Annotated in this window: 12 protein-coding genes; 6 read left to right on the forward strand and 6 right to left on the reverse strand. The window is 68.8% G+C overall.

The window, feature by feature from the left end; translation table 11 throughout:
- Positions 1–22 precede the first annotated feature (22 nt).
- From ACQEVO_RS01845 to ACQEVO_RS01855, 3 genes are all read right to left on the reverse strand, one after another.
- Complete coding sequence (locus ACQEVO_RS01845) at positions 23–529, reverse strand: nitroreductase/quinone reductase family protein (protein WP_432908150.1); 507 nt, start codon at positions 527–529, stop codon at positions 23–25.
- A gap of 37 nt (positions 530–566) precedes the next feature.
- Complete coding sequence (locus tag ACQEVO_RS01850; RefSeq protein ID WP_432908153.1) at positions 567–1,853, reverse strand: Rv3212 family protein; 1,287 nt, start codon at positions 1,851–1,853, stop codon at positions 567–569.
- Positions 1,854–1,984: 131 nt separating this feature from the next.
- Positions 1,985–3,913 carry a DEAD/DEAH box helicase gene (locus ACQEVO_RS01855; protein WP_432908156.1) on the reverse strand — a complete coding sequence of 643 codons (1,929 nt, stop codon included), beginning with the start codon at positions 3,911–3,913 and terminating at the stop codon, positions 1,985–1,987.
- A gap of 1,104 nt (positions 3,914–5,017) precedes the next feature.
- Between ACQEVO_RS01855 and ACQEVO_RS01860 the strand changes: the two genes are divergently transcribed.
- The 3 genes from ACQEVO_RS01860 to ACQEVO_RS01870 all read left to right on the forward strand — a co-directional run bounded on the left by ACQEVO_RS01860 (position 5,018) and on the right by ACQEVO_RS01870 (position 7,251).
- Positions 5,018–6,085, forward strand: a complete 1,068-nt coding sequence (locus tag ACQEVO_RS01860; protein WP_432922264.1) for an alpha/beta fold hydrolase — start codon at positions 5,018–5,020, stop codon at positions 6,083–6,085.
- Positions 6,086–6,126: 41 nt separating this feature from the next.
- Complete coding sequence (locus ACQEVO_RS01865) at positions 6,127–6,831, forward strand: ferritin-like fold-containing protein (RefSeq protein ID WP_432908159.1); 705 nt, start codon at positions 6,127–6,129, stop codon at positions 6,829–6,831.
- A gap of 192 nt (positions 6,832–7,023) precedes the next feature.
- Positions 7,024–7,251 (forward strand): DUF3107 domain-containing protein, encoded by a 228-nt coding sequence (locus ACQEVO_RS01870; RefSeq protein WP_432908162.1) that lies wholly within the window; start codon positions 7,024–7,026, stop codon positions 7,249–7,251.
- A gap of 51 nt (positions 7,252–7,302) precedes the next feature.
- On the opposite strand, the gene ACQEVO_RS01875 is transcribed toward ACQEVO_RS01870, so the two are convergent.
- On the reverse strand, positions 7,303–7,959 hold the full coding sequence (locus ACQEVO_RS01875) for a TetR/AcrR family transcriptional regulator (RefSeq protein ID WP_432908165.1): 657 nt from the start codon (positions 7,957–7,959) through the stop codon (positions 7,303–7,305).
- A 228-nt stretch (positions 7,960–8,187) separates the two neighbouring features.
- On the opposite strand from ACQEVO_RS01875, the gene ACQEVO_RS01880 reads away from it, so the two are divergent.
- The 3 genes from ACQEVO_RS01880 (at position 8,188) to ACQEVO_RS01890 (ending at position 12,035) form a co-directional block, all read left to right on the forward strand.
- Positions 8,188–9,252 (forward strand): DUF3152 domain-containing protein, encoded by a 1,065-nt coding sequence (locus ACQEVO_RS01880; protein ID WP_432908168.1) that lies wholly within the window; start codon positions 8,188–8,190, stop codon positions 9,250–9,252.
- Positions 9,253–9,518: 266 nt separating this feature from the next.
- On the forward strand, positions 9,519–10,700 hold the full coding sequence (gene moeZ / locus ACQEVO_RS01885) for an adenylyltransferase/sulfurtransferase MoeZ (RefSeq protein WP_432908171.1): 1,182 nt from the start codon (positions 9,519–9,521) through the stop codon (positions 10,698–10,700).
- A gap of 480 nt (positions 10,701–11,180) precedes the next feature.
- Entirely contained in the window at positions 11,181–12,035 is an 855-nt protein-coding gene (locus ACQEVO_RS01890; protein ID WP_432908174.1) for a TIGR02569 family protein, read from the forward strand.
- 56 nt (positions 12,036–12,091) lie between these two features.
- Here the strand turns inward: ACQEVO_RS01890 and ACQEVO_RS01895 are convergent, their stop codons facing one another.
- Both ACQEVO_RS01895 and ACQEVO_RS01900 read right to left on the reverse strand, forming a co-directional pair.
- Positions 12,092–13,582 carry an MFS transporter gene (locus ACQEVO_RS01895; RefSeq protein ID WP_432908176.1) on the reverse strand — a complete coding sequence of 497 codons (1,491 nt, stop codon included), beginning with the start codon at positions 13,580–13,582 and terminating at the stop codon, positions 12,092–12,094.
- Between the two features lie 205 nt (positions 13,583–13,787).
- Positions 13,788–14,456, reverse strand: a complete 669-nt coding sequence (locus ACQEVO_RS01900) for a FadR/GntR family transcriptional regulator (protein WP_432908179.1) — start codon at positions 14,454–14,456, stop codon at positions 13,788–13,790.
- Positions 14,457–14,482: the final 26 nt, after the last annotated feature.

A 14,482-nucleotide genomic window follows, 5' to 3' on the forward strand; every position in this document is an offset into this window, starting at 1 on the left:
CTTCCGCGCCCCGTTGCACCGCTCAGTGTGATGAGGCGAGCGTGAGAACCACGAGGGGGATGGGCCGCTCGGTGGTGGCCTGGAAATCGGCGAGCAAGGGGTTGTTCGCCAGTACCCAGGCGGCGAACTCGTCGTAGGCGTCGCCGGTGAGTACACGCGCCGTGGCGTGGTACACGTGATCGCCGAGTTCGACGATCACCGCCGGATCCGCTCGTACATTGTGATACCAGGCGGGATAACGCTCGTCGATGAGCGAACTGACGTAGAGCGCATCGCCGCGGTACAGGGCGGCCAGCGGAACGACGTGGCGCTTACCGGTTTTCGCGCCCGTGGTGGTGAGCAGCAGGAGCGTCGCACCGGCGTAGTCACCGCCGACCCGGCCACCGTTGGCCCGGAACTCGCGGATGACCTCGGTGTTCCAGCCGGCCGGATCCCGGTCGGTGGACCGGTTCCACGGTGCGTCGGGATCGGTGTAGGCGGAAAACTCGGCCGCGGGGGCCGTATCGGTGGGCGTGGCTGCTTCTGTCATGGCCGCCAGTGTGCCCGCGGGCACCGACAAAAACGTTTCACCGCAGTGGTTTTGCGGGCCGTTCGGTATCCGCTTCGCCGGTATCGGGGGCATCGGGATCGCCGAGGGCGACGAGCTGACCGTCGCGATGTTCCAGGACCGTATTGCCCAGGACGCCGAGCGAGATGAGGCCGCCGCCGTAATCCGGCCGGTCCACCGGGATCCGCGCGACCTCGGCGCCGCTCGCCGGATCGAGCGCCGCGATCGCGCCCGGGACGGGGATCAGCAGCCGGCCGGCCATGAGCACCGGCGCGCCGAGTGCGTCGGCTGCCGTCCACTGTGGTTCGAAGGTACTGGCCTGCAGCGCGATCACGCTGTTGCCGGTGAACACGAAGAAGGACGAACCGGCGCGTGTCGTGGTCGACGCCTGCGCGAGCGGCGCCGAGAGTTCTTGCACCACAACCGGATTGCCCTTGGCGTCGAATACGGTGAGGCGCGGGGCGGCGGGATCGGGGCCGGCGGTACCCGGCTGGTAGACCGCGATCCGGTTGTCGGACACCGCGATTACACGCGCGTCGGGCGATTCCGCACCGGGCCCTTCCAGGATCCGCGAGCCGTACTCCTCCGGCACATTGTCGTCCTTGGGGGCGGGCGCCAGGACGGTGAGCCGATTCGCGGGATCGCCCGGGCAGTGTTCGAGTACCACCAGCCGCGATGAACTCGACGCCGCCGAGCGCAGCTCGCAATCCTCTCGGGGCTGGGTCTTCCAGTTGTCCTTGGCGTCCACGTAGCCGTATTCGAGGGTGCGCACCAGGTCGGAGCGCCATACTTCCAGCCGCCGCGGCCCCTGTGCCACCACATAGGTGCCGTCCACGGACAGGTGGACCCGGTCGTCCATATAGCTGCTGCGGGCGGTGCGGCGGCGGCCGTCGGCGCCGGCGAGCATGGTGGTCTCGCTGCAGCCGCGGTCGGTGCGGTATACCGCGATCACCATCCCGAACTGTGCCTCGACCCCGCACAGCGGCAGATCGCGGGTGTAACGCCACACCTGCTCCCCGGTGCGCCGATCGTGCCCGGTCACCGTGCCACCGTCGCCGGAGACGGCCACGCCCTCGGCGGTGAGCGCCCGGGCGGTGGCGGTATCGGGCGCGCGCCACAGTTCACGCAACCGGCCGGGCAGCTCACGGGCCGCCGCGGGCGGGCCGGACGGGTCGGTGGCGACCACCGATTCGGTATCGGCGACGTCGCTGGTCACCCATGCGACGATCACCGCGACCACCACGACGACGGCGATCGCGGCAGCGGTGATGACATCGGCGCGCGTTCGCCGCTCGGGTGCGAGCACGTACGCGAGCCTAACGGATGCCGCCGAGGCGGCCGGACGGTGCTCGTGCCCCGGTCACGGCGCCACGGAGCGGACAGCGATCGGGCCGGTGATCAGCTGACCACCGGCCCGGTGCCGTCTGCTGTGCGAGATCAATCCTGTAGCGGTGCGCCGTTCGCCGTGGCGTTCACCGGTTGCGCCGGATCCTGTGCGGGACCCGCCGGCGAATCGCCCACGGTCGAGGTATCGCCGCCATCCGTGCTCTTGTCGGCCGGCTTCCGGCGCCGCCGGCGCCGGGCGGGTTTCTCGCCGCCCTCGGCCTCTCCGGCCCCCGAATCGGTCTCGCCGGCCGCCGCGTCGTCGCTCGTGCCCTCGGCCGCGCCCGCCTCGGCGTTCTCGCCACCGGACCGCCGCCGCCGACGGCGCCGGCGGGGCGCGCCGGATTCGGTGTCCGAATCGGTCGATTCACCGCTGTCCGGCGTCGCGGACTCCGCCGAGCCGGTATCGGAATCGACTGTGGCCGTATCCGATTCGACGGCCTTGCCGCCACGGGTGCGTTTCCGATTGCGTTTGCGCGGCGCCCGCGCGGGACGTTCCACCACCACGGCGTCCGGGTCACGCTCGGGCTGCTGCGCGCCCACGGTGCCGGTGACACCCTCCGGAATACCGAGATCGGCGAACAGATGCGGCGAACGGGAATAGGTTTCGACGGGATCCGGGATACCCAGCCCCAGGGCGGCATCGATCGCCGCCCAGCGGGTGAGTTCGTCCCAGTCGATCAAGGTGACCGCGACACCGGTACGCCCGGCCCGGCCGGTACGGCCGATCCGGTGCACATAGGTTTTCTCGTCCTCGGGGCACTGATAGTTGATGACGTGGGTCACATCGTCGATATCGATACCGCGTGCGGCGACATCGGTGGCGACCAGCACGTCGATCTTGCCGTTACGGAACTTCGTCAGCGCTTTCTCGCGGGCGATCTGCCCGAGATCACCGTGCACCGCGCCGACCGCGAAACCACGCTCGGCCAGTTCGTCGGCGACCTTCTGCGCGGTGCGCTTGGTGCGGGTGAAGATCATCGTGGCGCCGCGGCTCTCGGCCTGCAGAATCCGGGCGACCAATTCACCTTTGTCCAGCGCGTGCGCCCGGTAGATGAATTGCGCGGTGCGCTCGTGCACCGCCGAATCGTGCGGTTCCTCGGCGCGGATATGGGTCGGCCGGGTCAGGAAAGTACGGGCCAGGGTGATGATCGGGCCCGGCATGGTCGCCGAGAACAACATGGTCTGCCGTTTATCGGGCACCATGCCGAGAATGCGTTCGATATCGGGCAAAAAGCCCAGATCCAGCATTTCGTCGGCCTCGTCCAGAACCAGGACGCCGACCTTTCCGAGAATCAGATGCTGCTGATCCGCCAGATCCAGGAGCCGGCCGGGCGTCCCGACCACGACATCCACACCGGCGCGCAGCGCCGCGATCTGCGATTCGTAGGGGCGACCGCCGTAAATGGAAGTCACCTGCAGGGGCCCGCGCTCGGTGTGGACATATTTCGCGGCGTTCTCGAGATCCTTGGTCACCTGCAGGCACAATTCGCGCGTCGGCACGATGACCAGCGCGCGCGGTGTGCCGTCCAAGGGGCTGGTACCGGATTCGAGAGTGCTGATCCGGTGCAGCAGCGGAACGCCGAACCCGAAGGTTTTGCCCATTCCGGTGCGCGCCTGACCGATCAGATCCTCACCGGACAGTGCCAGCGGCAGGGTGAGTTCCTGGATGGCGAAAGTACGTTCGATACCGATCTCGCCGAGCGCGCGGACAATTTCTTCGCGCACGCCCAATTCGGCGAAAGTCGGTGCGGTATGCCCGGCGTCCAGTTCGGCTGTCAGCAGTGTTTCCGCCAGGCCGGGTTCCGGTTCGACTGTTATCTTGCTCAGGTTCGTGCCTTCCCTCGTTATCGCGCTACACGCGCACGAGGCGTGGGGCGGACCGGCCGGCCCGCGACGACCACGGATCCGCCCTGCGATATTCACCCGGGCCGCCGCCGGATGTCGGCAGATGCCCGCGTACGGGGCAGGAAGCTCGGACATCGGCGCAGCGCATCGGTGATGCGGATCTGGTGCGCGCACATTTTCCGTGGACCCCGCAGAATTCCTCGCCACCGCTGCGCGTACCAGAGGTACGCGACTCCCGGCGCTGGGCGAACCCAACGGATCGACCGAATTCTTCGGATGTCCAACGGCGATTGTAGCTGTATTTTTGGCGCGCTGGCGCGCGCGGGGGGTTCGGCCCCCTTGGTCCCTGCGTTCAGCCCCGCGATACTCGCGCCTGCGGCGCATTGTCTCGCGGGGCTGAACGCAGGGACGGGCCGAACCCCTCCAAGTGCCTCGCTGGACTCGGCGCCGCCGTGGTTGCGTTCGAATTCCGGGGTTGGGCGCCCGGTGGGGCCTCGCTGGACTCGGTGCTGCGGTGGCTGTGTTCGGCTACGAGGTGGTGCGCCCTCCGAGTGTCTTGCGGGCTCGGCGCCGCCTCGGTCGGGTCGACTTCGCGTCGGGGCGGCTGGAGTGCGTCGCCGGCACGGCGTCCCGCTGGGCGCTTCGGGCCCGGCGGGTGAGCCCGCCTCGAGCGCTCGGCAGGTGCGCGCCGCCGGTAGGCGCCCCGGTTTCGGTGGATACGAAAGTGAGATCCGCCATAGCAACGCTCGGTTCGATGGCCGACACCACAAAGCTGAACGCAACCACGGCGGTGCGAGCCCACGAGACCCACGGAGATTCACGCAGCACCGGAACCCAACGCAACCCACGACGTGCCGAGTCTTACGAGGTCCCCGGAGGTTCACACAACCCCGAAACCGGACGTAACCACGGTGACGCCGAGTTTTACGAGGTCCTCGGAGGTTCACATAACCCCGGAACCGGACGTAACCACGGCGGCGCCGAGTCTTACGAGGCCCTGAGAGGTTTTGGCCCGTCCCTGCTGTCAGCACTCGATGCGATGCGGCGCAGCCGCGAGTGTCGAGTGCTGACAGCAGGGACCAAGGGGGCCAAAACCATGTGCCGCCGGAGGCGGCACCAAAAACACAGGGGCCAAAACCCGCGGCGCCGGAGGCGCCGCAAAATGACACAGTGAGAATCGCAGATCGAGGTATTGCTCTGGCGGATCGTGCGGTGCGCGTGGTCGATCCCGAGGGCGAGCTGACGCGGGCCTTCGAGCGGGCCGCGCGCAATGCGTGGGCATTGACGTTCGGTGACGGTGTGGAGGGCCGGAGGCCCACGCCCGCGACCGTGTTGTGGGACGAGCCGCATCGGCAGCTGCGGCGTTTCGAACCCGAGCCGGTGGCGGGGCGCGGCCGGTCGCGGCCCGCGGTGTTGCTGGTGCCGCCGTTGGCGGCGCCGGCCAGTTGTTTCGATCTGCGGCCCGGGCAGAGTGTGGCGGAGTTCCTGCTCGCGACCGGCCGCTCGCCGTATGTGATCGATTACGGCGAGATCACCTATGCCGATCGCCGGATGGGGTTCGAGGATTGGGTGTACGACATCGTTCCCGAGGCCATCCGGCGCACCGTCGCCGACCGGGACGATGCGGACGACGATCCGCGGGTGGACCTGGTGGGCTGGTCGCTGGGCGGCACCATGGCGCTGCTGGCGGCCGCCGCGAACGCTGATCTGCCGATCCGGTCCGTCACCGCGGTGGGGTCGCCGCTGGATTACAACGCGATGCCGGGTACACCGCAGCTGGCGGCGCTGGCCCGGCGCACCGGGACCGGGGCCGCGGTGGGTGCGGCGCTGCGCGCGGTGGGCGGGGTGCCGGCGCCGCTGACCCGGTTCGCCTACCGCGTGACCGCGTGGGATCGGGAGGTCAAACGGCCGTGGTTCGTGGCGGGAAATCTGGCGCGGACCGAATCGCTGGCCCGGATGGAGGCCGTCGACCGGTTCATGGCCGAGATGCCGGGTTATCCGGGGCGGATGTATCAGCAGCTGTGGAATCATCTGGTGTTGCGTAACGAAATCGGCCGGGGTGTGGTCGATTTCGGGTCGGGTCCGATTCGGCTGGCCGATGTCACGGCGCCGGTGCTGCTGGTGGGCGGGCCGTCGGATGTGATCACGCCGGCGCGGGCGGTCGAACGCGGGTTGCGCACCCTCACCGGCGCCGCCTCGGTGCGGTACGAGACCGCGCCGGGCGGGCATCTGGGAATCCTGACCGGTGCCGCCGCCCGCGACACCACTTGGAGCTACCTCGACAAGTTCCTCACCACACCGGCGTGACCGCGATCGCCCGGCGCGGGCGGGTACTACGCTGGAGTTCCATGGGAGCACCACAGTCACCCGCCGCGCCGGGTGTCACGCCGAGCGAGCAGGCCACCGCACTCATCCCCGCCGATCACCCCGGTGTCACGGATCTGTTCGCCGTGCTGGCCTACGGTGAGATATCCGCCTTCTACCGGCTCGCCGAGGAAGCCACGCTGTCACCGACCCTGCACGGCAAGGTCGCGGTGGCCCGGATGGCGGCCGCCGAACTCGCGCATTTCGAACGGCTGGAAGCGGCGCTCACCGCACGTGGCGCCGAGGTGTACGCCGCCATGGCGCCCTTCACTCGCGCGCTGGACGATTACCACCGCTCCACCGATCCGTCGACCTGGCTGGAATCCATGGTGAAATTCCACGTCGGCGACGGTATCGCCGCGGATTTCTACCGGGAGATCGCGGGCGTGCTGAGCCCCGATGTGGCCGAGGTGGTGCGCGATGTGCTGGCGCAGACCGGGCATTCGGAGTTCGTGATCGACGAGGTCCGCCGGGCGGTGGCCGCCAGCCGGTCCGAACGCGATCGGCTCACCCTGTGGGGACGCCGCCTGCTCGGCGAGGCCATCACCCAGGCCCAGTACGTGATGGCGCAGCGCGACGAGCTCACCGAACTGGTGCTGGCCGCCACCGGCGACCTCAACGGCATCGCCACCCTCTTCGACCGCATGCAAACCGCTCATTCGGAACGTATGGCGGTTCTCGGGTTGTGATTCCGGCCGGCCGATGCGCGGACCCGCTGGGGTGCGTCGCGGAATTCGGCGCCGCCGCCGGGACCGCTCGGTTCGTGCGTTGCGGTGTGCGGCATTGTTCGCTCAGGGCGCACCATGCCTGTGCCCGCGGCGTACCGGGCTCCACTAACCTTGCCAGGACAAGCACACAGGACTCTAGTTCGGAGGTTGGCCGTGGAGGTCAAGATCGGTATTTCGGATAGCCCGCGCGAGCTCGTCATCGCCAGTGCACAGAGCCCGGACGAGGTCGAGGCCCTGGTGTCCGAGGCGCTGGGTTCGGACGGCGGCGTTCTCACGCTGGCCGACGAGAAGGGCCGGAAGTACCTGATCCAGGCCGGGAAGGTCGCCTATGTGGAGATCGGCGCCGCCACCGGCGGCCGGGTGGGGTTCGCCGCGGTCTGAGATCGTCCGAGAACTTCGAAGCCCCCGCCCGATGGGCGGGGGCTTCGTGCGTTATCCGATCGGATGCAGCGGGACGTGTTTGAGGCCGCCCCACGCCAGCGCGACCGTCGTATCGACGGCTTCGTCCTTGGGGATCGGCCGATCGGCCTCGAGCCAGTACCGGGCGGTGAACTGGCTGGCGCCCACCAGGCCCACGGCGAGGATCCGGGCCCGGTAAGGGTCCAGTCCGGAGTCGTGGGCGACCAGGTCGTATACGGCGTCCACGCAGGCTTCGGTGGCCTGTTCGACGCGCCGCTGCACCTGGGGTTCGTTGGTGAGGTCCGATTCGAAGACGAGGCGGAAGCCCTGCATCTCGTTGTCGACGAAGTCGTAGTAGGCGGCGACGGCCGCGCGCACCCGCTGCTTGTTGTCGGTGGTGGAACGCAGGGCCTGGCGCACGCTCGACACCAGCATGTCCACGTAGTTCTGCAACACCGCCAGATAGAGTTCCAGCTTGCTGGTGAAGTGCTGGTAGAGCACCGGTTTGCTGACGCCGGCGCACTGGGAGATCTCATCCATTCCGGCGGCGTGATAGCCGCGGAGTACGAAGACCTCACTGGCCGCGACCAGGAGTTGCTGGCGTCGTTCGTCACGGGGAAGCCGGGTGCCACGTTTGGGGGCGGTGCCGGACGAGGAGCGCGACGTCATCCGGTCCACGAGGTCGGTCATATTCGGATCTCCCAGTCGATTCCCCGGCAAAGGGGTGTGTACCGGGTCTTTCGAGCACCATACTCGCTCACAGTGCTGTTGCCGACCCGGGTCGGCGAACCCGGTACCCGTAGCGGCGATATGCCTGTGCTGGGGAGATCCTCCGATCGGTCCGGACCGGACGCTGTGCGAGCCCCCGGGTGACCGCCGTTTTCCCCGGTCCGCCGGGCCTGTGAGAGTCTGGACTGTGTGACCGACCGACCGGACAGCTCTTCCGGCGGCGGGCGCAGCGCGCACCGCCCCCACGATCCAGACCTCCCGGTCGCCGACCAGGCGACGGAGGCCGGGTCCGCGGTCGTGCGGGTGGACGACTCCCGGCAGCCGCTCGCCGCGCGCTGGGACCCCACCGAGGACCGGCCCCGCCCCGCGGCACCCGGACCGGCGACCGGCGGGCGGGCCCGGGTGCGGCGGTTCGCGGCCCGCTACGGCTGGCGGGCGTACGCGCTGCCGGTGCTGCTGGCTCTCACCGGCTTCGTCGTGTTCGACGCGGTCCGTGCCGGGCCCGGAACGCTCGCCGAGCCGGCCGACCCCGCGCCGGGTGTGCTCGGGACACCGCCCGCGAGCGCGGGTGTGATCGGGGCACCCCCGGGCGACGGCGATTTCCCGGCGGATCTGCCCGTCGGCGCGCTGCCCGCGGGTGGGAAGTTCACCGAGACGGGTAAGGGCAACTGGCGGATCGTGCCGGGTGGGTCCGCGCGGGCCGGTGCGGGGGAACAGTTCACCTTCACCTACACGGTCGAGATCGAGAACGGGATCGACACCCGGGAGTTCGGTGGTGACGAGTCCGTGGCCAGGCTGGTCGAATCCACGCTCGGCAATCCGAAGAGCTGGGTCCACGACCGCAAATTCGCGTTCCAGCGCATCGATCGCGGTCAACCGGATTTCCGGGTTTCGCTCACCGCACGCAACACCACCCGGACGGTCTGCGGTTTCGAGATCCCCATCGATTCGTCCTGCTACAACTCCGATCAGGCGCGGGTGGTGCTCTCGGAGGCGCGCTGGGTGCGGGGTGCGCCGGCCTTTTCCGGCGATATCGGGTCCTACCGGCAGTACCTGGTCAATCATGAGGTCGGGCACGCCATCGGCTATCACGCGCATCAGCCGTGCGCGAGCGAGGGCGGGCTGGCGCCGGTGATGATGCAGCAGACCTTCGGTACGGCGAACAACGAGATCGCCGCCCTGGACCCGTCCGGGGTGGTGCCGATGGACGGGAAAACCTGCCGCTTCAATCCCTGGCCCTATCCGCGCGGCTGAGCCGGCGCCCGCCGAGGAGTGGGCCGGTCGCGGTCCGGCGGCCGAGTCCTGAGACCGGCGCCGCGCAGCCGGGACGCCGGCCGGTCCGGCTGCCGTGCCCTGGGCGCGGGGCGTGGACGGGCGCCGGGAAGAATGCTCGGCGCACCCGCGTTGTACCCGGAACCGACGCCGGTGCGACCGGTCGGCGCATCGGCCACGGGTCACCGTCCGTTCAGCCGTAGTGCCCACACCGCAACCCGGCTATTCGATACGAGGAGTTCGCAGACGTGTCATCACCGAAGTCCCTGCCCCCACTTGTGGAGCCTGCCGCGGAGCTGACCAGGGACGAGGTCGCCCGGTACAGCCGCCACCTGATCATTCCCGATCTGGGGATGGACGGGCAGAAACGGCTGAAGAACGCGAAGGTGCTCGTGATCGGCGCGGGCGGGCTGGGCTCGCCGGCCCTGCTGTATCTGGCCGCCGCCGGGGTGGGGACGCTGGGCATCGTCGAATTCGACGAGGTGGATGCCTCGAACCTGCAGCGCCAGGTCATCCACGGCGAATCCGATATCGGCCGCCCCAAGGCCGACAGCGCCCGCGATTCGATCCTGGAGATCAATTCCGGGATCGACGTGCGGCTGCACAAGATCCGGCTGGAGCCGGAGAACGCGGTGCCACTGTTCGCCGAATACGACCTGATCGTCGACGGCACCGATAACTTCGCCACCCGGTACCTGGTCAACGATGCCGCGGTGCTGGCCGGCAAGCCCTATGTCTGGGGTTCGATCTACCGCTTCGAGGGCCAGGTCTCGGTGTTCTGGGAGGACGCCCCCGACGGCCGCGGAATCAACTACCGCGACCTGTACCCGGAGGCCCCGCCGCCCGGGATGGTGCCGTCCTGCGCCGAGGGCGGTGTGCTCGGCGTGCTGTGCGCGTCCATCGGTTCGGTCATGGTGACCGAGGCGATCAAGCTCATCACCGGGATCGGTGACCCGCTGCTCGGCCGGCTCATGGTGTACGACGCACTCGATATGAGCTACCGGACCATCAAGCTGCGCCGAGACCCCGCCCGGCAGCCGATCACCGAACTGATCGACTACGAGGCGTTCTGCGGTGTGGTGTCGGAGGAGGGGCAGGCCGCGGCGGCCGGCTCGACCGTCACCGCGCGTGAGCTCAAGGACATGCTGGACGCCGGCGATGTGGAACTGATCGACGTGCGCGAACCCGTGGAATGGGACATCGTGCACATCGAGGGCGCCACGCTGATCCCGAAGGATCGCATCCTCTCCGGTGAGGCACTCTCCGAACTGCCGCAGAACCGCAAGATCGTGCTGCACTGCAAGACGGGGGTGCGGTCGGCCGAAGCCCTGGCCGCGCTCAAACGCGCCGGTTTCGCCGATGCGACCCACCTGCAGGGCGGCGTGATCGCCTGGGCCCACCAGGTCGATCCCTCGCTGCCGGTGTACTGATCCCCGTAGGCCGGCGGCGAACCATCGGCGCCGCTGTGCGTGCGGACCCGGCCGTAGCCGAGTCGGCTTCCCAGCGCTCGGGGAGGTAGTGATGTTGCGGCCGGTCCGCTCCTGGCTCCCACCCACGCCGGTGGCCGCCGTCGCGCCGGGTCGGGCATCAGCACAGCACACGCGACACCGGTGTGGAGCGGGGCCGATGGCCGGCGGCACTGTGCTGGGTATCGGCACGGTGCGGTCGGGCTCCAGCATCGAGCCTGCGCACCGGGCGATTGTTGCCCGCGGTAGATTCGCCGGTCCGTCCCTCGACATGATCCGGGATCCGGCGCGAACTCGGGTGATCGGTCCGTGACGGGGCGGTGACCGTACCGGAATGTCGTCCGGGCCGGTGGGATACGGCAATGGACGGCGGCGTGTCGCGGCCCGGCCACGGCCCGGTGTGGCGCACTGGACGGGGTCGGCGCCGGGAGTACGGTACGGCCCGTGACCACCACTGTCGAACCCCCCGAGCATGTGCGGGCCACATTCGGTCTGCGCGAACTGGACCCGGTCGCCCTCGGTGACTGGGAGGGCGGCTGGCGCCTCGGTGACGTGGTGCTCAGCCCCGTCGCCGATCACGCCCGGGCGGCGTGGTCGGCGAAGGTCCGGGAGAGCCTGCGGGTGGACGGGTTGCGGCTGGCCCGGCCGGTGCGGGCCACCGACGGCCGGTATGTGGTGTCGGGCTGGCGGTGCGATACCTATATGCCCGGTGCGCCGGAACCCCGGCACGACGAGGTGGTCTCGGTGTCGTTACGCCTGCACAAGGCGACCGCGACGCTGGAGCGGCCGCGTTTTCTCTCCCAGCCGCCCGTGACCCCGTGGCTGGATGTCGACGTTTTCGTGGCCGCGGACCGGGCGGCCTGGGAAACGGTGCCGTTGCGTACGCTGCGCGCGGCGGGCGCGGTGATGGAGAATTCGCCGGACGGCCGGCACAGTGTGGATCTGATCGGCCAGCTGGCCACCTTGCGTAAACCGGTCCGCACGCCGGCTCAACTCGTGCACGGGGATTTGTTCGGAACGGTGCTGTTCGCCGGGGCGCAGACGCCGGGGCTCACCGATATCACCCCGTATTGGCGGCCGCCGGCCTGGGCGGCGGGGGTGATCGTGGTGGACGCGCTGTCGTGGGGCGGGGCGGACGAAGGGCTGATGGAGCGGTGGGCCGATCTGCCGGAATGGCCGCAGATGCTGCTGCGCGCGGTGATCTTCCGGCTGGCGGTGCACGTGCTGCATCCCCGGTCGACGCCGGAAGCGCTGCCGGGACTGGTGCGGACTGCCGATATGGTCCGTTTCATGGTGTGACCGGGCAATACGAAGGGCCGGCCGGGTTGTCCTCCGGCCGGCCCTTCGCCTGCCCGTCAGACGTTCGCGTAGGCCAGTGAGGGGACCCGGTGCACGGCGAACGAGGCCCGGCGGTAGAACCACCAGGTGACCCCGGCCATCACCAGGAACGCCACGGCGTACGCCCAGAAAGCCGGTTCCATGGTGCCGAAGTTGGTGTTGGACAGGCGCAATGCCTGCTGCAGCACGAAACCGCCGAAGGCGCCGACCGCGCCGATGACCCCGATCGCCGCGCCTGCCTGACGCTTGGCCGAGGCCGCCGCTTCGACCGGTTCGATCCCGTGTTCCGAGGCGTATTTCTTGGCTTCGGCGCTGAAGATGGACGGGATCATCCGGTAGGTGGAACCGTTGCCGATACCGGTGAGCACGAACAGCAGCAGGAAGGCCATCAGGTACAGCGGGAAACTCTTCATCTCCAGTGCGGCCATGATGAGTGCCACCGCGACCGCCATCCCGGCGAACACCGCGATGGTGATCTTCGCGCCGCCACCGAGCTTGTCCGAGATCCAGCCGCCGAACGGCCGGGAGAACGAGCCGACGAAGGCGCCGAGGAAGGCCAGGTTACCCAGCGTGGTGATCCAGCCGATGCTCGCCAGATCGGGGAAATTGGCCTTGATCAGGGTCGGGAAGGCGAACGAGAATCCGATGAACGATCCGAAGGTGCCGATGTAGAGGAAGGCCATCACCCAGGTGTGCCGGTTGGTGAGCGCCAGTTTGTAGGAGCGGCCGTCGGATTTCGCGGTGGACAGGCTGTCCATATAACGCAGTGCGCCGAACATGGCGGCGAGGATGAACGGCACCCACACCAGCACCGACAGGGTGATGCCGAACCGGTATCCGGCGGCGTCCTTCGCGGTGAGATGGGTGCCGAGGGTGATCAGCAACGGCAGCAGCAGCTGGGTCTGGGCGACGCCGAGATTGCCGCCGGCCGCGTTGATCCCGAGCGCGGCGCCCTTCTTCCCGTCGGGGAAGAAGAACGAGATATTGGCCATCGACGAGGAGAAGTTGCCGCCGCCGAAGCCGGACAGTGCCGCCAGCACCACGAAAACCCACATCGGGGTCCCGGGCTGATTGACGAAGAAGATCAGGCCCAGCGCGGGGATCAACAGCATTCCCGCGCTGAACGCGGTGAAGGCGCGACCACCGAAGCGGGGGATGGCGAAGGTGTAGGGGATGCGCAGGGCCGCACCGACAAGTGTCGGAATGGAAGTCAGCAGCAGGGCGTTGCTCACCGCGACCGGGTTACCGCGGCCCAGGCCTTCCAGGAAACCGAATCCGGCGGCGCCCATACTGGTGACCACGCTGGCCCAGAGCACCCAGATGCTGAATCCGAGGTTCTCGGCGAACACCGAGAAGATCAGGTTCTTGCGTGCGGTGCGGTCGGCGCCGGAGGCCCAGAACTGTTCGTTGTCGGGTTCCCAGCGATCGATCCAGCGCCCGCGGCGGCGGTGGGTGAACGTTGGTGCCGTAGTGGGTGATTGCTGGCCGGTGTCGACTATCGCGGTCATCGGCGTCCCTCTCGTCATGACTCGGTGTGCCCGGCGAACCGGGTGTCCCCGGCGCGGCGGCCGGTAGTCGAGTGCGGTGTTGTGACGTGAGGAAACGCTAGAAGCCGGGTGTTTCAGCGGAATGGCGCGCTATGACGATCGGCACAAATCCCGCTCACGATCGCGGAATGTGCGGGTGAAAGCTCGGTAACCTCGCTGGAACTCGTCAGCGGTCGGGGTACTCCGCCAGCAGGGAGTCCAGGAAGCAGCGGGTGGTTTTGGCGGCGCGTTCGGCGTCACCGTCGGTGATCGCCTGCACCAGCTCGGTGTGTTCGGCGCTGTACCAGCTGTCGAGCCGGTCGGTTCGCGAGCGGATCGACGATTCGATACAGCCGAGCAGGGAATCGTAGAACTCGAGATAGACCGCGTTGTGGCTGGCGACCACGATCGCGCGGTGCAGCTGGACATCGGCTTCGATGGCGGCGGCGCGGTCGATGCGCCAGAGCCGGTTGCGTTCCCCGAGCAGATGGGTGAGCTCGGCGATATCGGTGTCGTCGCGGCGGTGCGCGGCCAGCGCGGCCGCGGTGGCCTCCAGGCCGTGCCGTAGCTCGAGGACATCGCGCTCGGCGGCCTCGGCGAAGTATTTTCCGAGGGTGCCGCCGACTTCGGACGTGGCGATGACATAGGTACCCGAACCCTGCCGCCGTTCCAGCATGCCGGCGTGGACCAGCGCCTGGACGGCCTCGCGGAGCGTATTGCGACCGGTACCGGTCAGCTCGGCGAGTTCGGGTTCGGTGGGGATCCGCGTCCCGACCGGCCAGCGTCCCGAGCGGATATCCTCTTTGAGTTGCTCGGTGACCTGGGCGATGAGACTGGTGCGGCGAACGCTTTGCACGCTGACAGAGTACCGCCCGTCACAAC

The organism is Nocardia sp. CA-290969 (genome assembly GCF_050936135.1).
GTDB lineage: Bacteria > Actinomycetota > Actinomycetes > Mycobacteriales > Mycobacteriaceae > Nocardia.